Annotated in this window: 17 protein-coding genes; 14 read left to right on the plus strand and 3 right to left on the minus strand. The window is 70.2% G+C overall.

Features of this window, described 5'->3' with window-relative positions; all coding sequences use genetic code 11:
- Nucleotides 1–125 precede the first annotated feature (125 nt).
- From C5E05_RS07960 to C5E05_RS07970, 3 genes are all read left to right on the plus strand, one after another.
- Nucleotides 126–1115, plus strand: a complete 990-nt coding sequence (locus tag C5E05_RS07960; protein ID WP_104298443.1) for a hydroxyacid dehydrogenase — start codon at nucleotides 126–128, stop codon at nucleotides 1113–1115.
- Nucleotides 1112–1813, plus strand: coding sequence for an RraA family protein (locus C5E05_RS07965; RefSeq protein ID WP_104341590.1), 702 nt, complete (start codon nucleotides 1112–1114; stop codon nucleotides 1811–1813). The genes C5E05_RS07960 and C5E05_RS07965 overlap by 4 nt, the downstream gene beginning before the upstream one ends.
- A 127-nt stretch (nucleotides 1814–1940) precedes the next feature.
- Nucleotides 1941–2945 (plus strand): putative zinc-binding metallopeptidase, encoded by a 1005-nt coding sequence (locus C5E05_RS07970; protein WP_104341591.1) that lies wholly within the window; start codon nucleotides 1941–1943, stop codon nucleotides 2943–2945.
- 308 nt (nucleotides 2946–3253) lie between these two features.
- On the opposite strand, the gene C5E05_RS07975 is transcribed toward C5E05_RS07970, so the two are convergent.
- Entirely contained in the window at nucleotides 3254–3916 is a 663-nt protein-coding gene (locus C5E05_RS07975; protein ID WP_104240568.1) for a carbonic anhydrase, read from the minus strand.
- Between the two features lie 235 nt (nucleotides 3917–4151).
- Between C5E05_RS07975 and C5E05_RS07980 the strand changes: the two genes are divergently transcribed.
- The 6 genes from C5E05_RS07980 (at nucleotide 4152) to C5E05_RS08005 (ending at nucleotide 12809) form a co-directional block, all read left to right on the plus strand.
- Nucleotides 4152–5387, plus strand: a complete 1236-nt coding sequence (locus tag C5E05_RS07980; protein ID WP_104341592.1) for an ROK family transcriptional regulator — start codon at nucleotides 4152–4154, stop codon at nucleotides 5385–5387.
- 264 nt (nucleotides 5388–5651) lie between these two features.
- Nucleotides 5652–7013 (plus strand): extracellular solute-binding protein, encoded by a 1362-nt coding sequence (locus tag C5E05_RS07985; RefSeq protein WP_104240566.1) that lies wholly within the window; start codon nucleotides 5652–5654, stop codon nucleotides 7011–7013.
- Nucleotides 7013–7957, plus strand: coding sequence for a carbohydrate ABC transporter permease (locus C5E05_RS07990; RefSeq protein WP_104240565.1), 945 nt, complete (start codon nucleotides 7013–7015; stop codon nucleotides 7955–7957). The genes C5E05_RS07985 and C5E05_RS07990 overlap by 1 nt, the downstream gene beginning before the upstream one ends.
- A gap of 89 nt (nucleotides 7958–8046) precedes the next feature.
- A complete protein-coding gene (locus C5E05_RS07995) occupies nucleotides 8047–8877 on the plus strand; it encodes a carbohydrate ABC transporter permease (protein WP_104240660.1) in 831 nt (276 codons plus the stop codon).
- Nucleotides 8878–8919: 42 nt separating this feature from the next.
- Nucleotides 8920–11982 (plus strand): glycoside hydrolase family 38 C-terminal domain-containing protein, encoded by a 3063-nt coding sequence (locus C5E05_RS08000; protein ID WP_104341593.1) that lies wholly within the window; start codon nucleotides 8920–8922, stop codon nucleotides 11980–11982.
- Between the two features lie 425 nt (nucleotides 11983–12407).
- Complete coding sequence (locus tag C5E05_RS08005) at nucleotides 12408–12809, plus strand: VOC family protein (RefSeq protein ID WP_104240563.1); 402 nt, start codon at nucleotides 12408–12410, stop codon at nucleotides 12807–12809.
- Between the two features lie 776 nt (nucleotides 12810–13585).
- Here C5E05_RS08005 and C5E05_RS08010 read toward each other — a convergent pair.
- Nucleotides 13586–15196, minus strand: a complete 1611-nt coding sequence (locus C5E05_RS08010) for an L-lactate permease (protein WP_104298436.1) — start codon at nucleotides 15194–15196, stop codon at nucleotides 13586–13588.
- Nucleotides 15197–15430: 234 nt separating this feature from the next.
- Here C5E05_RS08010 and C5E05_RS08015 point away from each other — a divergent pair, with 234 nt between their 5' ends.
- Nucleotides 15431–15940: an O-acetyl-ADP-ribose deacetylase gene (locus tag C5E05_RS08015; protein WP_104341594.1), complete on the plus strand. Its 510-nt coding sequence runs from the start codon at nucleotides 15431–15433 to the stop codon at nucleotides 15938–15940.
- A gap of 34 nt (nucleotides 15941–15974) precedes the next feature.
- Here the strand turns inward: C5E05_RS08015 and C5E05_RS08020 are convergent, their stop codons facing one another.
- Complete coding sequence (locus C5E05_RS08020; protein ID WP_104341595.1) at nucleotides 15975–17147, minus strand: glycerate kinase; 1173 nt, start codon at nucleotides 17145–17147, stop codon at nucleotides 15975–15977.
- 101 nt (nucleotides 17148–17248) lie between these two features.
- Here C5E05_RS08020 and C5E05_RS08025 point away from each other — a divergent pair, with 101 nt between their 5' ends.
- From C5E05_RS08025 to C5E05_RS08040, 4 genes are all read left to right on the plus strand, one after another.
- Nucleotides 17249–18286, plus strand: a complete 1038-nt coding sequence (locus C5E05_RS08025) for a LacI family DNA-binding transcriptional regulator (protein WP_104341596.1) — start codon at nucleotides 17249–17251, stop codon at nucleotides 18284–18286.
- A 198-nt stretch (nucleotides 18287–18484) separates the two neighbouring features.
- Nucleotides 18485–19642: a Gfo/Idh/MocA family protein gene (locus C5E05_RS08030; RefSeq protein WP_104306167.1), complete on the plus strand. Its 1158-nt coding sequence runs from the start codon at nucleotides 18485–18487 to the stop codon at nucleotides 19640–19642.
- Between the two features lie 14 nt (nucleotides 19643–19656).
- Nucleotides 19657–20862, plus strand: a complete 1206-nt coding sequence (locus C5E05_RS08035) for a dihydrodipicolinate synthase family protein (RefSeq protein WP_374953448.1) — start codon at nucleotides 19657–19659, stop codon at nucleotides 20860–20862.
- The gene (locus C5E05_RS08040) at nucleotides 20859–21737 is read left to right on the plus strand and encodes a sugar phosphate isomerase/epimerase (protein WP_104341598.1); all 879 of its coding nucleotides are present in this window, start codon (nucleotides 20859–20861) and stop codon (nucleotides 21735–21737) included. Before C5E05_RS08035 ends, C5E05_RS08040 begins: the two co-directional genes overlap by 4 nt.
- Nucleotides 21738–21908: the final 171 nt, after the last annotated feature.

The following is a 21908-nucleotide window of genomic DNA, read 5'->3' on the forward strand; positions in this document are numbered from 1 at the left end:
AGGGGGCGCGGCCGAACACGACCAGCGCCCCGAGCAGAGCAGAACCAGGACCAGGACCAGGACCAGGACCGAGAGCAAGAGCAGGACCTCGAGCAGGACTGTGAACCGACGAAGGAGACGGTGCGATGAGCGCAACGGTGTTCGTGACGGCCCCTCGCCTCGGCGAGTCGGGGGTGCATGCCCTCGCCGAGTCCGGCAGCAGGGTGATCTACCTGCCGGAAGGTGGCGGGCGGGCTGAGGTCGAGGAGATCCTGGCGCGCGAAGCGGTCGACGCCGTGATCTCCCGCACCGTCGAGCTGTCGGCCGAGGCGATCGAGTCGTGCCCGTCACTTCGAGTCATCACGAAGCACGGCGTCGGCGTCGGCAACATCGACGTCGAAGCCGCGACTCGGCGCGGCATCCCGGTGCTCACCACACCGGGGGCGAACGCCCAGTCCGTCGCCGAGCTCACGATCGCACTCATGTTCACCGCCGCCCGCAGAGTGTCCTGGATGGACGCGGAGATCCGGCAGGGCCGCTGGAGCCGAGCGCAGGATGGGCGGCAGCTGGCCGGCGCAACGCTCGGCCTCGTCGGGGCAGGACAGATCGGGCAGCGGGTCGCCCGCACCGCGGCGGCGACCGGCATGCGAGTGCTGGCCTTCGATCCCGGGCTCAGCCTCGACGCCCCCATCCCCGAGCTCACGATGGTCGGCACCCTCGAGGAACTGCTCGGCCAGGCTGACGTGCTGAGCCTCCACGTGCCACTCAACGAGCACACGCGCGGCCTCATCGGGGCCGCCCAGCTCGCCCTGCTGCCGGCAGACGCCATCGTGCTGAACACGGCGCGGGGCGAGATCGTCGACGAGCCAGCCCTCGTCGACGCGCTCCGCAGCGGACGGCTCTTCGCCGCGGGCCTCGACACCACCTGGGCTGAGCCCATCGAGCAGGACAACCCGCTGCTCGCCTGCCCGAACGTCGTCATCACGCCGCATGTCGGCGGCTCGACGCCTGCGGCACTCGAGGCGATGGCGCTGGCGGCCGCCCACAACGTGCTCGGCTACCTCGACGGCGCCATCCCGGACGCGCGCTCCTGCGCGAACCCCACCACCCTCTCGCCCGAACGGAGCACCGCATGACCCAGCAGGATCCCACCGAAGCACCCGCCTGGCCGACCGGCTACTTCATCGGCGAGCGCGCGCCAGAGCTGCCGGCTGCGCTGATCGACGCGTTCCGCGCCATCCCGGTCGCCGTCGCCGGCGACTGCCTCGGACGCTCCGTGGGAGCGCTCGGCCTCACCGCCTACCACGGCGACGCCCCCCTCTCGGGACAGGCCGTGACCGTCAAGATCCGACCGGGCGACAACCTCATGATCCACAAGGCCACGATGGACGCCCACCCCGGCGATGTCATCGTGATCGAGGGCGGCGGCGACCTCAGCCAGGCGGTCATCGGCGGGCTCATCCGCACGACAGCGCTCGCGAAGGGTCTCGGCGGCTTCGTCCTCGACGGAGCCCTGCGCGACGTCGCCGAGTGGCGGGAAGGCGGCATGCCAGCCTACGCACTCGGGCACACGCACCGCGGCCCCACGAAGGACGGCCCCGGCCAGATCAACGTGCCCGTCTCGATCGCGGGCCTCGTCGTGAACCCGGGCGACCTCATCCTCGGCGACCTCGACGGGGTGCTCGCCGTCCCGGCGCAGCGGGCGGAGTCGCTGCTGCACGACGCGCGTCGGCACCTGGAGCGGGAAGCCCGCATCCGCAAGCACAACGAGGACGGCACCTCCGACCCAGAGCGGTTCAACGCGCTCCTGCGCCAGAAGGGCCTCCCCGTCTGACCCGGTGCGCCGCCGACTGCCCGGGAAGGGTCTTGTCAAGCGTCGCGGCCTCCCATGTGCGCCCGCGTACAGTGATCCGTCGGTCGCCGCGGCACCCCTGAGCCGCGGCAGAAGAGAGGCTCCCCCCGTGCGACGGTTCGACTGTGATGTGTGCGAGAACGAGGTCTTCTTCGACTCGGTGTCCTGCGAGCGATGCTCGTCCAAGCTCGGCTACGTGCTCAGCCTCGACGACGTGCTCGTCGAAGGGGGCACATCCGCGACGGATGCCGGCCTGCGGCGGTGCAGCAACGCCGAGCTCGCCGGATGCACGTGGTTGACCGCGCAGGCCGGCGGGCTCTGCGAGAGCTGCCAGCTCACGCGCACCCGCCCCAGCGACGCCGACGCGAAGGGCCTGCGCCTCTTCCCGATCGCGGAGGAGTCGAAGCGGCACCTGGTACGCGACCTCACCCGCCTCGGGTTCGCGACGCGCCCCAAGGAGAGCGGCGAGCCCGCCACGGTCGGCCAGACGCCCGTCTTCGACCTGCTGTCGAGCGTGTCGGAGAGCGTCACGATCGGCCACGCCAACGGCGTCATCACGATCGACCTCGCGGAGGGCGACGACAGCTACCGCGAGCAGGTCCGGCAGCGCCTCGCCGAGCCGTACCGCACCATGCTGGGGCACTTCCGCCACGAGAGCGGCCACTACTACGAGTGGCAGCTCGTCGAGCAGACGTCCCGCATCGACGAGGCCAGGGAGCTGTTCGGCGACGAGCGCGCCGACTACCAGGCCGAGATCGACCGCCACTACGAGGAGGGCCCGCCGGAGAACTGGCGCAGCGACTACCTCAGCAGCTACGCGACGATGCACCCGTACGAGGACTTCGCGGAGACCTGGGCGCACTACCTGCACATCCAGGACACCCTCGAGACGGCCGTCGCGTTCGAGCTGCTGCCCGCGCCGGAGGCGGGCGCGTCCGCCCGCGACGTGGTCGCCGACAGCTGGATGCCGTTCGCGACCGCCATGAACGTCGTCAACCGCTCGCTCGGGCAGCGCGACCTCTACCCGTTCGTCCTGCCGGACAAAGTCGTCGAGAAGCTCGCGTTCGTGCACTCGCTGCGCGACCCCGCGAGCACGTCGGGCTCGGCCGGCTGACGCATCCGCCCCGCAGCCGCCACCGCCGATAGCGCCACCGCCGCCGAATGGGGCACTTTCACCCCATTTCGGCGGCCGTTACGGGGTGAAAGTGACCCATTCGGCGACGATCGCGGCGTGCGTGCGTGCCTTCGAAGACCCTGCCGAGCAGGTCCGTGTCCTCGCGAGCGCGACGAGCGGAGCCGTGTCCTCGCGAGCGCGACGAGCGGAGGCCCGGACGGTCTCATCGGCGCTCATCGACGCTCATCGAGGCACTTCGGCGCACCTCGATGTAAGCGCCGAGTCGTGTCGGCGCAGCGACGCGGCGCTCAGCGGGTGATGGCGAGCTGGCCGATCGCGGTCACGGGGGCGACGCGGCCGTCGGACAGCTCGTACTGGCAGCCGACGATGCTCAGCGCGCCGCTCGCGACGGCGTCGCTGATGACACGCGAGCTGCGCACGAGCGAGTTGATGGTCGAGTACAGGTGGCGGCGGCCGACGGCTTCCACGTCGATCTGCGCCTCGTCGACGTACGGGGTCGACTGGTCGCTCGTGAACCACTCCTCCTGCACGGAGGGCTGGATGCGCGCGAGCTCGTCCTTGATGGCGGGCGTCACGTCGCGCGGGTGCGCCGTGGTCTGGTTGATGGCGGCCTTCACCGCGCCGCAGGAGCCGTGCGCGAGCACCACGATGAGGGCCACGCCGAGCTCGGCGACGGCGAACTCCATGGTCGCGGTCGTGTTCTCGTTCGCGATCTGCCCCATGTTGCGGGCGACGAAGAGGTCACCGAGGCCGCAGTCGAAGAGGATCTCGGCGGCGACACGCGAGTCGGAGCAGCCGAGGAACGCGGCGTTCGGCGCCTGGCTGCCCGAGATCTCGGTGCGGCGCGCCGCGCTCTGCTGCGGGTGGAGGAGATCGCCCTTGATGAAGCGCTCGTTGCCCTGGACGAGGTCGTCCCACGCTTCCTGGGGAGTGACTCTTGCTGCCGTCATCGTTGCTCCTTCGTGCTGAAACCTGTGACTGCCGACGCGCATCCGGTGCCGGATGCGCGTGCCCCGTTCAAGGGCGCGGCGCCGTCCAAGCGTACTCACCCCCGAGACGTCCCTCTGCGCCGACTGGGACGCCCGGAGTCGACGCGCCACAGCGGATTCGATCGCGAACGTCCGCGGCCGGCCGGAAAATGTGAGAACGTCAGTTCCCAAGATCAGGGTTGATGGGAGGTGGCGCATGCGACGAGGACACAACCTGCTGGCCGTCGGCGACTACAACCAGGCCGTCATCCTCGACTTCATCCGCCGGGCCCCGGACGGGGTGAGCCGCGTCGAGGTCGCCCAGGCCAGCGGCCTCTCGGCCCAGACCGTGTCGAACGTCACCCGCCGCCTCATCGACGGGGGCCTCGTCCGGGAGGGCGAGCGCCTCATCACCGGGCCGGGCAAACCCCGCACCAGGCTGCGCCTCGACGCGACGAGCCGCTACGCCGTCGGCGTGCACCTCGACCCGACCGTCATCACCTACGCGGTCCTCGACCTCGCGGGCGCCGTCGTCGTCGACCACCGCACGCGCACCCCCACCGAGCCGGACCCCGGCGTCGTCATCGCCGACATGACGAGGGAGATCGCCGCGATCCTCGAGCGCGCCGGGATCCCCCGCGACCGGGTGCTCGGCGTGGGCATCGCGGCCCCCGGCCCGCTCGACTCGGCGCGCGGCGTGGTGCTCGACCCGCCCATGCTCGACGGCTGGGAGTCGGTGCCGCTGCGCGACGCCCTCAGCGAGGCCACCGGGTTCCCCGTGGTGCTCGAGAAGGACGTCACCGCCGCGGCCGTCGCCGAGCTCTGGCTCGACTCCGGCCCCCGCCGCGACAACTTCGCGTTCCTCTACTACGGCACCGGCATCGGCATCGGGCTCGTCGTCAACCACGAGGTGCTCCGCGGCGCGAGCGACAACGCCGGCGACCTCGGACACATCATGGTGCAGGCGGATGGCCCCGTCTGCTCGTGCGGTCGCCGCGGCTGCGTCGGCGAGCTCGTCGTCCCGCACCGCCTCGTGAAGCACGCCATCCGCATCGGCGCGCTCCCGGGCGAGGAGAGCGTCGACCGGTCCGACTTCGACGAGGTCGACCGACTCTTCACTGAATTCGCGGCGGCCGCCGTCCGCGGCGAGGCGCGCTCGATGGAGGTCATCGAGGCCGCGGCGACGCAGATCGCGCGCGCCCTCGTGAGCCTCATCAACCTGCTCGACATCGACACCGTCGTCTGCGGCGGGCCGTTCTGGCGCCGCATCGAGCCAGCGCTGCGCTCGCGCATCGAGGAGCTCGTCAACGCTGACGCGGCCCTCATCCCCCACCACCCGATCTTCGTCCCGAACTCCACGATCGGCGAGGACGTCGCCGCCGTCGGCGCCGGCTGCCTCGTGCTCGACCAGACCCTCGCGCCCCACACGTCGGCGCTCCTGATCTCGCGCTGAGCGCTGCCGGGTCGCACTCCGCTCGCACGTCCAGCTCACGCACCGGCCGCACGTCCCGAGGCCCTTCACCCGTGCCGTCGTCCGTGCGGTTAGCCTGCCGCCAGCCTGCCGTCAACCCTGCCGTGAACCCTCCCAGCCCCGGCCGCCGCGTGGTGGCAAGAAGCTCTTGACATGAGTTAGTCCAATCGGTTTACTTATGGCAGGCCGAAGGCGCGACACCGATGTCGAGCCGCACGGAGAACGGTCGTGGAGCAAGGGAGCACCATGAAAAATCGCACACTCGGGGTCGTGGCACTCGCCGCCGCCTCTGTGCTCGCACTGTCCGCCTGCGCGGGCGGCGACTCGGGCGGAGGCGACTCGAACACCATCAAGGTCGCCTACCAGAAGTTCGGGCAGTTCACCCAGATGGACGATCACATGCAGAAGGTCAAGGCCGAGTACGAAGCGGCCAACGAGGGAATGACCGTCGAGCTCATCCCGATCGAGGCACAGGAAGCCGACTACTTCGCGAAGCTCGCCCTCATGAACCGCTCCCCCGCCACCGCGCCGGACGTCATGTACGAGGACACGTTCATGGTCAAGACCGACGTCGAGGCCGGCTACCTCGCCCCGCTCGACGACTACGTCGCGAACTGGGCCGACTGGGAGCAGTTCCCCGAGAACGCCCGCCAGGCCGGACTCGGCGACGACGGCAAGGTGTACGGCATCCCGATGGGCACCGACACGCGCGCCCTCTGGTACAACCAGGACATCCTGAAGGCCGCCGGCGTGCAGGTGCCGTGGGAGCCGAAGACCTGGGACGACATCATCGCGGCCGCGGAAGCCGTGAAGGCGCACGACCCCAACATCCGCCCCTTCAACATCTACTCGGGCAAGGCCATGTCAGAAGGCGCCTCGATGCAGGGCTTCCAGATGCTCCTCACCGGCACGGAGGACGAGCTCTTCAACACCGACGAGCAGAAGTGGGTCACGGGCTCGCAGGGCTTCATCGACTCGCTCTCCTTCGTCGGCGACATCTACCAGGGCGGCCTCGGACCGACCCCGCAGGAGGCGCTCGACAAGAACGTCGGCACCAGCATCAACACCGAATGGATCCCGAACGGGCAGCTCGCGATGAGCCTCGACGGCTCCTGGGTGAGCGGCACCTGGCTCGACTCCGGCTCGAAGCCGTGGCCGGAATGGTCGGACGTCATGCAGGTCACGCCGATGCCGACGCAGGACGGCCAGGACCCGGGCGTCACGAGCATGTCCGGTGGATGGACCCTCGCCATGGGCGCCGGGACCAAGAACCCGGACGCGGCCTGGGACTTCATCAGCCTCGCCCTCAACCAGGAGAACGCGCTGAGCTACGACGTGGCAGCAAGCCAGGTGCCGGTGCGCACCGACGTCGCCGAAGCCCCCGAGTACACGGACGCCAACCCGACGTTCGGCTTCTTCGCGGACCTCGTGCCCGACACGAACTTCCGCCCAGCGAACTCCGACTACTCGCAGGTCTCCGCCGCGATCACGGTCGCCATGGAAGCCGTCATGACGGGTCAGCAGACACCAGAGGAAGCCGCCGCCGCCTACGACAAGGCCGTCATCGGCATCGTCGGCGAAGAGAACACGACGTCGGCGTCGAGCTGATGACCGCCACCCTCTCCCCCGTCTCGGGAGCGCCCCGCGCTCCCGAGACGGGGCGGCCCGCCCCCAGGAAGCGGAAGGCGCTGCAGCGGGTCACCCGCGGTGTGCCGCTGATCCCAGCGGTCGGCCTCCTCGCCGTCTTCCTCCTCGGGCCCGTCATCTCGTCGTTCTACGGCTCGTTCACCAACTCCACGCTGAGCGGCGTCGGCGCCTCGAGCGCGGAGTTCGTCGGGTTCCAGAACTACCTCGACCTCTTCGCGAGTCCCGACTTCCCGAAGTCCGTGCTCATCACGCTCATCTTCCTCGTCGCCTCCGCGATCCTGGGGCAGAACGTGCTCGGTCTCGGCCTCGCCGTGCTCATGCAGTCGTCGAACAAGTTCGTCCGCAGCACCGTGAGCACCATCGTCGTGACCGCCTGGGTGCTGCCGGAGATCGTCGCCGCGTTCGCGGCCTACGCGTTCTTCAGCGATGCGGGCACGCTCAACACGATGCTCGCCGCGATCGGCATCACCGGCCCCAACTGGCTCTACACGCTCCCCCTGCTGAGCGTGATCCTCGCCAACACGTGGCGCGGCACCGCCTTCTCGATGCTCGTCTACCGGGCAGCTCTCAACGACGTGCCGCCGGAGATCACCGAGGCGGCCGAGGTCGACGGCGCGAGAGGCTGGCAGCGCTTCACGCTCATCACGCTGCCCATGATCCGCCGCAGCATCTCGACGAACCTCATGCTCACGACCCTGCAGACGCTCTCGGTCTTCGCGCTCATCTTCGTGATGACCAACGGCGGACCGGGCACCGACAGCACGACCCTGCCGCTGCTCGCCTACCAGGAGGCGTTCCGCTTCGGCCAGCTCGGCTTTGGCACCGCCATCGCCACCATGCTGCTGCTTGTCGGCGCGCTGTTCTCGGTCGCCTACATCAGGGCGCTCAAACCGGAGGTGGACTGATCATGTCAACCAACACGTCCGTGGCCGCGGCTGACCCCGCCGTCACGACCAGGTCCATCGCGACGGGCGGCCACCACGTCGAGACGAGCATGGCGGCCCCTCGGGGTCGCGCGATGCGCTGGTTCGCGAACATCGTGCTCAGCGTCATCGGCATCATCTTCCTGCTCCCCCTCGTCTGGCTCCTCCTGGCATCGTTCGACTCGACCGCGAGCCTGTCCGTGAAGTGGCCCGAAGCACCGTCGCTCGACAACTTCCTCGCCGTCCTCACCCCGGAGATCTCCCTCATCCCGCTCTGGAACAGCCTCGTGCTGTCCGGCGGATGCGCGATCGTGACGGTGCTCGCGGCGATCCTCGCCGCCTATCCGCTCTCCCGCTACAAGTCGCGCATCAACAAGCCGTTCCTGTACGGGGTGCTGTTCGGGACCTGCCTGCCGATCACCGCGATGATGGTGCCCGTCTACGCCCTGTTCGTGGCGTTCAACCTCATCGACAACATGTTCGGCACCATCCTGTTCCTCGCCGCGACCTCGCTGCCCATGGCGATCTGGATGATGAAGAACTTCATGGACTCGGTGCCCGTCTCCCTCGAGGAGGCGGCCTGGACGGACGGTGCCTCGGCCATGGCGACCCTGCGGCTCATCGTCGTGCCGCTCATGCGACCCGGCATCGCCGTCGTGTTCATCTTCGTGTTCATCCAGACGTGGGGGAACTTCTTCATCCCCTTCATCCTGCTGCTGAGCCCCGACAAGCTGCCCGCCGCGGTGAGCATCTTCTCGTTCTTCGGCCAGTACGGCGCGGTCGCCTACGGCCAGCTCGCCGCGTTCTCACTCCTCTACTCCCTGCCGGTCCTGGCCCTGTACGTGCTCGTGTCCCGCCTCGGCGGCGGCTCGTTCGCGCTCGCCGGCGCCGTCAAGGGCTGATCCACGACTTCCAACGTCTCCTTCAACGCAGAAAGGCGCTTCATGCCTGATCCCACGCAGTTCGTCGACCTCCGCATCCGCCGGTTCGTGTCCGAACGACTCACCCCAGCCATCTACCGCGAGCGCGAACAGCTCACCGTCACCTCCTGGGACGTTCCGGGCGAGCCCGTGCCGTTCGCCGAGGCGGTCACCCAGCAGTTCACGCCCTTCCGGGTCGGTGACGAGTGGAGCCGCCCGTGGGGAACCACGTGGTTCCACATCACCGGCACCGTCCCAGCCGACTGGGAGATGACGGATGCACGCGTCGAGGTGCTCGTCGACCTCGGCTTCGTGAGCGGCCACCCGGGCTTCCAAGCCGAGGGCCTCGTCTGGACCCCGGAAGGCCACATCCTGAAGGCCATCGAGCCCCGCAACACGGCGGTGCCGCTGAAGATCGGCCCAGGCGACAGCATCGACCTCTACATCGAGGCGGCGTCGAACCCGGACGTGCAGGGCGAGTCGGTCTACGCACCCACCCCCATGGGCGACCTCGCCACCTCCGGTGACGCCCCCATCTACCGCACTCGGGTGCTCGACATCGGCCTGCGCGACGTGCCCGTGTGGGAGCTGGCGCAGGACGTGTGGACCCTCGACGGCCTGTGGCGCGAGCTCGGCGAGGAGACACCCAGGCGTGCGGAGATCCTCCGCGGGCTCGAGCGTCTCATCGACACCCTCGACCCCGACGACATCTCCAGCACGGCGAAGGCCGGCCGCAAGGTGCTCGCTCCCCTGCTCGCCTCCCCCGCCTACGCGAGCGCCCACCACGTGGTCGCCGTCGGCCACGCGCACATCGACTCGGCCTGGCTGTGGCCGGTGCGCGAGACGATCCGCAAGTGCGCGCGCACCTTCTCCAACGTGCTCTCGCTCATGGACGAGAACGACGACTTCCTCTTCGCCTGCTCGTCGGCGCAGCAGTTCGCGTGGATGAAGGAGCACTACCCGGACCTGTTCGAGCGCATCAAGGTGCGAGTCCTCGAGGGGCGCTTCGTGCCCGTCGGCGGCATGTGGGTGGAGTCGGACACGAACCTGCCGGGCGGCGAGGCCATGGCCCGCCAGTTCGTGGCGGGCAAGGGCTTCTTCATCCGCGAGTTCGGCATCGAGCCGCCCGAGGTGTGGCTGCCCGACTCCTTCGGATACTCGGCCGCGCTCCCCCAGATCGTCAAGGCCGCCGGCTCGAAGTACTTCCTCACGCAGAAGCCGTCGTGGAACGAGACGAACGTCATGCCGCACCACACCTTCAACTGGGAGGGCATCGACGGCTCGCAGGTGTTCACGCACTTCCCGCCCGTCGCCACCTACAACTCGGTGCTCTCGCAGGAGGAGCTGCACAAGGCGCAGCGCGACTACAAGGAGAAGGGCGAAGCCAACTCCTCGCTCGTGCCGTTCGGCTACGGCAACGGCGGCGGCGGACCGACCCGCGAGATGATCGCGGCCGCGGAGCGCACCCGCGACCTCGAAGGCTCGCCGACGGTCGAGATGACGAGCCCGCAGGCGTTCTTCGAGCAGGCCGAGGCCGAGCTCGAGCAGCCGCCCGTCTGGTCCGGCGAGATCTACCTCGAGTTCCACCGTGGCACCTACACGTCGCAGGCGCGCACGAAGCGCGGCAACCGCCGCAGCGAGCACCTGCTGCGCGAGGCGGAGCTGTGGGCGAGTGCGGCGACGATCCGCACGGGCGCCGCGTACCCGTACGCGGAGCTCGAGTCGGCCTGGCAGACGGTGCTCCTGCAGCAGTTCCACGACATCCTTCCCGGCTCCTCCATCGCCTGGGTGCACCAGGTCGCCGAGGAGCACTACGAGCGGGTCGCGGGTGAGCTCGAGACGCTCATCTCGTCGGCGCTCGGCTCGCTGACGGGCGCCGGAGAGACGGCGCTGCTCGCGAACGCCGGACCGTACGCGGTGGATGGCGTGCCCGCGCTCGGTGGTGGCGCATCCGGTGCCGCCTCCGGTGCCAACTCAGGTGCCGCGCCGCACGGCGCCCCGGTGACGCTCACGCGCTCCGGCGACACCCTCGTGCTCGACAACTCGCTGGTGCGCGTCACGATCGACGCGGACGGTCTCGTGTCGTCGCTCTTCGACGTCGCCGCTGATCGCGAGCTGGTTCCGGCCGGCGAGCGCGCCGCCGAGCTGTGGATCTACCGCGACACCCCCGCCCAGTGGGATGCGTGGGACATCGACGTGCACTACCAGCGCCACGGCCGCCCGATCCGCTCGGTCGACTCGATCGAGGTCGTCTCGGAGGACGCCGACCGGGTCGTCGTGCGAGTGTCTCGCTCGCACGGCTCGAGCACCTTCGTGCAGGAGCTGTCGCTGAGCGCCGGGCGTCCGACGCTCGACCTGACGACGGATGTCGACTGGCACGAGCGCCAGAAGCTCCTCAAGCTGGCGTTCCCACTGGATGTGCACGCGGAGCGGTCGTCGTCCGAGATCCAGTTCGGGCACGTCAACCGCCCCATCCACCGCAACACGTCGTGGGACGTCGCACGGTTCGAGACGAGCGCACACCGTTGGGTGCACGTCGGGGAGACCGGCTACGGGGTCGCCGTCGCGAATGACTCGACGTACGGGCACGACGTGACCCGCACGACCCGCGAATCCGGTGGCACGACCACCCTCGTGCGGGAGTCGCTGCTGCGGGCTCCCACCTTCCCGGACCCGCACGCCGACCAGGGCCGGCACGTGCTCCGCACCTCGGTGCGAGTGGGTGCGGATGTGCTGGACGCGGCCGCCGAGGGCTACCGGCTCAACGTCGCACCGCGCGCCGTGACCGGAGCCGCTGCGATCGAGCCGCTGCTGACGGTCGACGACCCGGCCGTCGTGGTGGAGGCCGTGAAGCTGGCGGAGGACCAGAGCGGCGACGTCGTCGTCCGCCTGTATGAGGCTCGCGGTGCGAAGGCTCGGGCGACGGTGACGCCCGGGTTCGCGTTCGAGTCGGTCGCTGAGACCGACCTGCTCGAACGTGACGTCGACCAGACGGCGATCGTGGATGCCGAGGGGGCCCTGGCCCTGTCGGTGCGCCCGTTCCAGCTGGTCACGCTCCGCTTCCGTGGGGTGTCGGCGCTGCGCTGACAACTGGGGAGACCGGGCGGGCAGACTGCGCTGCCTGCCCGGTCGGACGCTGTGGCGAACCGCACCCGCGGACTCCTGGGTGCCGGTTCGCCACAGCTGTGTCTGCGGGCACCTGCGTCTGCGGGCGCCTGCGTCTGCGGGCGCCCCCGCGCTCCTCGGGCTCTCTCGCGCTGTCGGCCTTCCTCTCGCGCTGTCGGCCTTCCTCTCGCTTCCTTTCGCGCTCCCCCACTGTCCCGGCGCCAAAGTTGTGGGTAAGTGCGCTCGCGAAGCACCGCAACCGCACTTGGCCACACCGCTGCTGTCAAAGCCGGCCGCTCGGGTTCCCGTGCCGCTCGGAGCCCGCAGCATCCCGGTTCTTCCCAGCGGGACCGGCGTTAGATGGATGGCGGAGCGCGCAGCCCCGACGCGCGCAGGAATGAGCGACGATGCCCACCTTCACGAACATCCATCACCTCGCGGTGACCGTCCGCGACCTCGAGACGAGCGTCGCCTTCTACGAGCAGGTCTTCGGCTTCGCCCCGGCGACCGAGATCGACGACGAATCGCTGCACCGCAAGCTGTTCGCGCTGCCGGGCGGCACGAACCTCGGACTCACGCAGCACGACGGCGGCACCGACGGGGCGAGTGGCGGAGGGTTCTCGCCGTTCTCGCCGGGACTCGATCACATCGGGCTCACCGTCGAGAGCCGCGATGAGCTCGAGGCGTGGGCAAGCCACCTGAGCGAGCACGGTATCGAGCACAGCGGCATCGTCGAGGCGGCGTATGGCTACGCGCTGAGCTTCAAGGACCCCGATCAGATCGCGCTGGAGTTCTTCGTCTCGAAGTAGGTGCCGCGCTAGCGCCTCCGGCCACAGCTCCCCCGCACAGAGTTGTGGCTTGGTGCACCTGCTGAGCACCGCAACCGCACCCAGCCACAACGCTGCGAGCATCCTGCACCACTGCGCGCCGGGCACCACCGCAGAGTTGTGGGGAGATGCTCCTCGCAAGCACCGCAGCCGCACCAAGCCACAACCCTGCGCGCGGGGACACGCACTCGCCCGCGCAACGCGCGCCCGAGCAGGCATCGAAGCCGACTCACCCCGCGCCGCCCCCAAAGTTGTGGCAAAACGCTCCTTGGGAGCTCCGCAACCGCACCCAGCCACAACCCTGCACACCTCCTGCACCACTGCGCGCCGGACACCACCGCAGAATTGTGGGCAAACGCTCCTCGCAAGCACCGCAACAGCACCAAGCCACAACCCTGCGCACGGGGACACGCACTCGCCCGCCCAACGCGTGCCCGCACCGCCGCGCCCCGGCGCCATCGCAGAGTTGTGGGGAAGTGCTCCTTGGGGGCTCCGCGACCGCACCAAGCCACAACACTGTGTACGTCCCGGCACGCGCCGACCGACACGCACCGGACCAGGCATCGGACCAGGCGCCGAGGCCGGCTCACCCCGCGCGGTCGCGCACCAGACCGGACGCCACACCCGCTCACCCCGCTCACCCAGTGGCACCGCAGAGTTGTGGCAAAACGCTCCTTGGGGGCTCCGCGACCGCACCAAGCCACAACCCTGCGCGCGTCCCGGCGCGTCCCGGCTTGCACCAGCGGGCGCCAGCGCACTCAGGAGGGCAGCAGCATCGAGAGGGTGAGGCTCCAGACGCAGATGAAGGCGAGCATCCCGAGGCTGTACCCGATGGAGCTGCGGAGGATCTCTCCCTCGCGGCCCGAGAGACCGACGGCGCCCGCGGCGATGGCGATCGACTGCGGCGAGATGACCTTCGCCGTCGTGCCGCCTGCCGTGTTGGCGGCGACGAGCAGCGAGGGCGCGACGCCGATGCGTCCGGCCGTCGCGACCTGCAGGGGCCCGAAGAGCGTGTTGTTGTTGACGACCGATCCGGTGAGGAACACGCCGAGCCACCCGATGATGGGCGCGAGGAGCGGGAAGACGGGGCCGACGGCGGCGAGCGCGCTGCCGATGCTCGCGGAGCCGCCCGAGTAGTTCGCGATGTTCGCGAGCACGAGGATGAGCGCGATGAGCACCAGCGCCTGCCAGAGCTCGCGGAACGTGGCGGCGAGCTGCCCCCACAGGTCTGCGGCCTTGAGGCTCGGCGTCGTGAGGAACGACACGATGACGGCGAGCAGGATGGCGGTGCCGGTGGCGCTGATAGGGGCGAAGTCCCAGGTGGTCGCGACGGGGTCACCGCTCGAGAGCGCGATCTCGCCGGTGAGGCCCGGAATCGGGAACTTGATGACCGCGGCGGCAAGCGGCCCGTCGACGGCGAAGAGCTGCTTGAACGCGGGGATGCTCCACACGAGGATGAGGCCCGTGAGGATGTAGAAGGGGCTCCAGGCGACCGCGATCTCGCGCACGCTGTGACGTTCCACGGCCGGCGCCTCCCCTCCGCCTTCGCGGAAGATGCGTTTCGGCTGCCAGACGCGGCCGAACACGAAGAGCGCGAGCATCGCCGCGAGGCCCGACCCGAGGTCGGCGAGTTCCGGCCCGAGGAACCACAGCACGGACGCCTGCACGCCGCTGAAGACGACGCTCACGACGAGGGTCGCCGGCCAGGTCTCGCGGAGGCCGCGCCAGCCGTCGAGGATCATGACGAGCAGGAACGGCACGAGGAATGTGAGGGGCTGCAGGAGCAGCATCATCATGCGGGACATTTCGAGCACCTCGACGCCGGCCACCTGCGCGCCGACGATCACGGGGATGCCGATCGCGCCGTATGCTCCCGCCGCGACGTTCGCGACGAGGGACAGCATGGCGGCCTTCACCGGCTTGAAGCCGAGCTGCACGAGGAGGGCCGCGCAGATCGCGATCGGCACCCCGAAGCCCGCCGCGCCCTCGAGGAACGCGCCGAACGCGAAGCTGATGAGCAGCACCTGGATGCGCTGGTCCGGCGAGATGCCCGAGATGGAGGCGCGGATCACGTCGAAGCGTCCGCTCGCGACGGCGAGGCGATACAGCCAGACGGCCATGACGATGATGTACGCGATGGGCCAGATGGCGGTGAGGACGCCGAGGAGCCCCGACCCTGCGACGGCGGTCCCCGGCATCCCGAACGCGACGAGCGCCACGAGGATCTCGGCGACGACGGCGATGCTGGCGGCGAGGATGCCCTTCATCTTGAGCGCCGTGAGGCAGATGAAGAAGATGGCGATCGGGATCACGGCGACGAGCGCCGACAACCAGGGATTTCCGAACGGGTCGATGTCCTGCATCCACATGAGAAGCTCCGTCCATCGTGAGCTCGAGAGCGCTGGGGAGCGTGCGCTGAGCTCTGCTCGTCACAGTAGCGGGCATGGGTCTCGGGGGGGCGAGCGTTTCACCGGCGAAGTGCCGCCCGATCTGCTGCCGCCGCCTCGGCCCCGGCCTCTGCGTTCGCCGGATTCGCCGCGCCCCGCGCTGAGCTGTCACCGCATCCGCCGTTTCGCTCGGCGCCGCTGCGACAGACTGCTCTCATGACGCGAATCGTGGCAGTTCTCGGAGACATCACTGAGCAGGCCGTCGACGCGGTCGTGAACGCGGCCAACAACGGGATGCGCGGGGGCGGTGGGGTCGACGGCGCCATCCACCGTGCGGGCGGCCCCGCGGTGCTCCGTGACTGCGTAGCCAGGTTCCCCGACGGCCTTGCGACCGGGGAGGCGGGATACACGACCGCCGGCGAGCTGCCAGCACGATGGGTCATCCACACCGTCGGCCCCGACTACGGATCGGGCCAGCGCGACCGCGCGCTCCTCACCTCCTGCTACCGGCGCTCGCTCGAGGTCGCCGACGAGCTCGGCGCCACCTCGGTCGCGTTCCCTCTCGTGAGCGCCGGCATCTACGCCTGGCCGCTCGAGGACGCGATCGCCGCCGCCATCGACACCATCTCGGGCTCGGGGTCGCAGGTCGAGGAAGCGCGCATCGTCGTGCGCGACCCCGAGATCCTCGCCCGAGTGGAGCGCGAGCTTCGCGATCGCACCGCCTGACGCCTGACATGGGAAGGTGGGGAAACGGCGGGCGTTAAGCCGGAAGCTCGCGCACCGAGAACTCGACCGTGCCCGCCATCCGCTCTCCCGCGACCTCGACCCAATCGAGCGTCTCGTCCATGGCGCGCTGGCCGGAGCCGGCGAGCTCCGACAAGGACACGATGCTGACCCCGTCCCGCGCAAGCACCGCCCGCTCCTCGGCGCCAAGGCCCACACGGCCAGCGATCACCCCGAAGCGTGCGCCTTCCTCCTGCGCGAGCCTGCGCACGAGCGAGGGGACCTTGCCTGCCTCGGACTGCGCGTCGAAGCTGCCCTCCCCGGTGATGACGAGGTCGGCCCCGCGCAGCAGCTCGCGCAGGCCGACCGCCTCGGCGACCGCCACGGCGCCCGCCGAGACTTCCGCGCCGACCGCGAGCAGGCCGAATCCCGTGCCGCCCGCCGCACCGGCACCCGGATGCGCCGCGAGCGCGAGGACATCGCCGCTCGCCTCCGGCGCCCCGTCGAGCACCTGCGCGAGCCGCGTGAGCCCGGCCTCGAGCAGGGGAACATCGTCGGCGGATGCGCCCTTCTGCGGCCCGAACACGGCGGCGGCCCCGAGCACCCCGAAGAGCGGATTCACGACATCGGTCAGCGCGACGAGGCCGTCGGCGGGGAGCCGGACGAGCCCGGAGATATCGACGCTCTCGAGCGAGTGCAGTCCGCGATTCCCGAGCGGGATGTCAGCGCCAGCGGCGTCGAGGAACCGCACGCCGAGCGCCGACAGCATCCCCGCGCCGCCGTCGGTCGACGCGCTGCTCCCCAGCCCCACGAGCACTCGCCTCGCGCCGTGCTCCGCCGCGAACCTGATCGCCTGACCGAGCCCGATGGTCGACGCTCGGGCGCACGACTCGCGGTCCACCCCGTCGAGCAGCGCGATGCCGCTCGTCTCCGCCAGCTCGACGACCCAGGTGCCGTCCGGGAGCTCCACGAGCTCAGCGTCAACGGGGGCACCGAGCGGCCCCTCGACGCGCACCGATGCCACTCGCGCGCCTGGAACCGAGCCGGCGATGGCCGCGGTCGTCCCCTCGCCGCCATCGGCCATCGGCACCTCGACGCACTCGTCCCCGGGTCTGGCGCGAAGCCAGCCCCGCCTGATCGCCGCGGCGACCTCGGCCGCCGAAGCGGTGCCCTTGAACGAATCCGGTGCGATGACGGTGCGGCGCTGCATGCCCCCAACCTACCGACCGGAACGCGCCCGAGGAAAGCGTTTCCCGCTAGGCTCCAGATATTCAGGGCGGCGCGCACCGTCGCGCGCCGGGGAGGAGACACGTGAGTCGACACGGAAACCACGTCACGCTCGGCGAGGTCGCGCAGGCGGCCGGCGTCTCGATCGCAACCGCCTCGCGCGCCATCAACGGCAGCGCTGGCAGGCGCGTGAACGAGGAGATCAAGAAGCGCGTCCAGGAGACCGCCGACCGGCTCGGCTACTCACCCAACCTGAGCGCGCAGGCCGTCGCGAGGGGCGCTTCCTCGACCATCGCCGTGGTCGTGAGCGACATCGCCGACCCGTACTTCAGCGCCATCGCGGCGGGCGTCATGCGCGGCGCCGAGGAAGCCAACCTCATCGTGACCATCGCCGCGGCAGAGCGGAGCGTCACGAACGAGCTCGAGATCGTGCGCACCCTGCGCGGGCAGCGCCCCCGCGCCATCATCCTCACCGGGTCCCGGCGCATCGACGACCCGCAGCAGGCGGCCCTCGAAGAGCAGCTGCTCGCGTACGACGCCTCCGGCGGGCGAGTCGTGCTCGTCGCCCAGGCCCCTTCCCCCTTCGACGTCGTCGAGCTCCGCAACCGCGACGGCGCGCAGGAGCTCGCTCGTCAGCTCGTGAACCAGGGCGGCCGGAGGTTCGGGATCATCACGGGGCCCCTGGAGCTGCTCACCAACCGAGACCGAGTGGATGGCTTCACCGAGGGGCTCGCGGAGTCGGACCTCGGCATCGACGACGACGCCGTCATCTCCACCTCCTTTACCCGCGACGGCGGCTACGAGGCGCTGCGCACGCTCCTCTCCCGCTTCCCGGACACCGACACCATCTTCGCGACCAGCGACCTCATGGCCACGGGCGTCCTCACCGCCCTCCGGGACCTCGGCAAGGAACCCGGCCGCGACGTGTCCGTCGCCGGCTTCGACGACATCGCGCTCGTGCGCGACGTGACCCCTCCCCTCACGACCGTCGTCGCACCCCTGAGCGACATGGGCTACCGCGCCGTGCGCCTCGCCCTCGCGGAGCGCGGCACGGACGGCCCCGTCGTGCTGCCCGTGAACACGGCCGTCGTCATCCGCGAGAGCACTCCGCGCCGCGGCTGACCCGTTCGCCAGAGCGTCCGCGACGCCACCGGTGACACCACCCGCGAGATCTCCCGCGAAACTCCCCGCGAGACCTCCCGCGACTAGGCCAGCAGACCAGGCCCAGGCACCCCGCTTCGATCTCGCGCTTGTTTCGGTAAGCGCTTTCCAATACGCTGGTCGAAGTCTCAACGCCGAGACTCAGACGAGAGGATGGATATGACCACGGACAAGCTCGGGATCATCGTCAACGGCGCGACGGGGCGCATGGGCTACCGCCAGCACCTCGTCCGCTCACTGCTCGCCCTCCGCGACGAGGGCGGCATCCCGCTGTCGGACGGCACGCGTCGCCCGATCGAGCTCTACCTCGTCGCCCGCAACGAGGAACGCCTCCGCGAGCTGGCCGCGAAGCACGGCATCGACAAGTACACGACCGACCTCGACGTCGCCCTCGCCGACGAAGACTTCCCCGTCTACTTCGACGCGCTCATCACGCGGCTGCGCGTCCCGGCGATCCGCAAGGCCATCGCCGCCGGCAAGGCCATCTACACAGAGAAGCCCACGGCCGAGAGCTACGCCGACGCACTGGCCCTCGCCGAGGAGGCGGAGGCGGCCGGCGTCAAGAACGGCGTCGTCCACGACAAGCTCTACCTGCCGGGCCTCATCAAGCTGCGCCGCCTCATCGAGAGCGGCTTCTTCGGCGAGATCCTCTCCGTGCGCGGCGAGTTCGGCTACTGGGTCTTCGAAGGCGACTGGCAGCCGTCGCAGCGACCGAGCTGGAACTACCGCTCCGAGGACGGCGGCGGCATCGTCGTCGACATGTTCCCGCACTGGAACTACGTCATCGAGAACCTCTTCGGCGAGATCTCCTCCGTCTACGCCGAGACGCGCACCCACATCCCCGAGCGCGTCGACGAGGCGGGAAAGCGCTACACGGCGACCGCCGACGACGCGGCGTACGCGATCTTCGACCTCGCCGACGGACCGATCGTGCAGTTCAACTCGAGCTGGACCGTGCGCGTCAACCGCGACGAGCTCGTCGAGATCCACGTCGACGGCACGCACGGGAGCGCCGTCGTCGGCCTCTTCGGCGCCAAGGTGCAGCCCCGCAACGTCACCCCGAAGCCCACCTGGAACCCGGACCTGCGCGACGAGCACGACTACTCCGCGGACTGGATCGAGGTGCCGCAGAACGACGCCGTCGACAACGGCTTCAAGCTGCAGTGGATCGAGTTCCTCCGCTACGTGCTCGAGGACGGCACCCACGACTACGACTTCCGCTCGGGGGCCAAGGGCATGCTGCTCGCCGAGGCCGCACTCGAGTCGAATGCGTCTGGCCGCCGCGTGTCGCTGGCAGATCAGGCGGGTGCGAAGTGACGGCGACGCAGGTGATCGACAGCACGCGGACGGCGACCGGCACTCGGCTCGCCCTGCTCTCCCCCGCTGGCGAGTCGTCGCGGGTCGAGCTGCTCGAGGCCCCCGCCTTCCAGCGCCCGACGGGCGGGCTCCGCTCCCGCGAGCTGTACGCGGCGGCGCACGTCATCCCCCGCGCGACGGCCGACAACGTGCCTGGCGCGCCTGCCGACATCGACTGGGATGCGACGCTCGGCTACCGGCGGCAGCTCTGGTCGTGGGGGCTCGGCGTCGCCGATGCCATGGACACGGCTCAGCGCAACATGGGACTCGACGCTCGTGCGACGCGCGAGCTCATCGCCCGCAGCTCCGCGGCCGCGCGCGAGGAGGGCGGCAGTATCGCCGTCGGCGTCAACACCGACTCCCGCACGGAGGAGGTGCTGACCCTCGACGAGATCGAGCACGCCTACCTCGAGCAGCTGAAGTTCGCGGAGGAGCAAGGCGCGCTTCCCGTCATCATGGCGAGCCGACACCTGGCCCGCGCGGCGCAGTCCCCCGCCGACTACGCCCGCGTCTACACGCGCGTGCTCGGCGCCGTCTCGTCGAAGGCGGTGCTGCACTGGCTCGGCACCGCGTTCGACCCTGCTCTGCGCGGCTACTTCGGCGCCGACGCCTGGCAGCAGGCGTCCGACCTTGTCATCACCCTCATCGAGGAGCACGCCGACAAGGTCAGCGGCATCAAGATGAGCCTCCTGGATGCGGACGCCGAACGGGCCGTTCGCGCACGCCTCCCCGAGGGCATCACGATGTTCACGGGCGACGACTTCAACTACGTCGAGCTGATCGAGGACGACGCGGACGGCATCCACTCCGACGCCCTCCTCGGCGCGTTCAGCGTGCTCGCGCCGAGCGCATCCGCCGCCGTGCAGGCCCTCGACGCGGGCGACCCCGCTGAGTTCCGGCGCATCCTCGAGCCGACGCAGGAGCTGTCGCGGCAGGTCTTCGCCGCACCCACCTTCTACTACAAGACGGGCGTCGCGTTCCTCAGCTGGCTGAACGGCCACCAGGATGCGTTCCAGATGGTGGGCGGGCTGCACGCGGCCCGCAGCCTCCCGCACCTCTCGCGCATCGTGGAGCTCGCGAACACGTCCGGGGCGCTCGAGCGGCCCGAGCTCGCGACCGACCGCTGGCACGCGATGCTGCGCCTCAACGGCGTCGACGCCACCTCGGGGGTGCTCGCATGAGCGCGCACCCCCGCCTGTCGATCAATCAGGCGACGATCAAGCACGCCTCGCTGCGGCAGGCCGTCGATGCGACCGTGCGTCAGGGCGTGCAGAGCATCGGGCTGTGGCGGGAGCCGGTCGCGGACGTCGGCCTCGCGGAGTCGGCGCGCATGCTCGCCGACTCCGGGCTGCGGTTCTCCAGCCACTGCCGCGGCGGGTTCGTGACGATGCCGGAGGGCGCTGAGCGTCGGGCGGCCATCGACGACAACCGCAGGGCCATCGAGGAGGCGGCGACGCTTGCCGCGGCCGGCGCTCCCGGGTCGTCGGCGTCGCTCATCATCGTCGCGGGAGGCATCCCGGAGGGAAGCCGCGACCTCGCGGGGGCCCGCGGCCGCCTCGAGGAGGCCATCGCCGAGCTCACGCCCGAGGCGCAGGCGGCGGGCGTCACGCTTGTGCTCGAGCCCCTGCACCCCATGTACGCGTCCGACCGGGCGGTGCTCTCGACCCTCAAGCAGGCGCTCGACCTCGCCGATCGTGTCGGGAGCCCCGCCGTCGGCGTAGTGATCGACTCGTTCCACGTCTGGTGGGATCCGGATGCCGAGGAGCAGATCGCCCGGGCCGGGAGAGACGGCCGAATCGCCTCGTACCAGGTGTGCGATTGGGCAACTCCCCTCCCCGCCGACGTGCTGCTGAGCCGCCACCTCCCCGGCGCCGGGATCATCGACTTCGCCGAACTCACGAGCTGGGTGACCGATGCTGGCTACACGGGCGACGTCGAGGTCGAGGTGTTCAACGCCGAGCTGTGGGCGAAGGACTTCGACGAGGCGCTCGCCGACACGGTCGAGGCATTCGGAACGCACGTCGGCACCCACCTCGCGCTGCCGGTGCGCGGCTGAGGCCAGACCCGCACGAGCGAGCAGAGCGCCTGCCCCGATCCGGGGCAGGCGCTCTGCTGTGTGCCCGCGCTGTTCTGCCGGGGCCCGGGGCGGGCCTGCCGGCGCACAGTGCCGAGGCGCAGTGCCCGCGCTGCTCTGCCGGGACCCGGGGCGGACCTGCCGGCGCACGAA

Source organism: Pseudoclavibacter sp. AY1H1 (assembly GCF_002931055.1).
GTDB lineage: Bacteria > Actinomycetota > Actinomycetes > Actinomycetales > Microbacteriaceae > Pseudoclavibacter.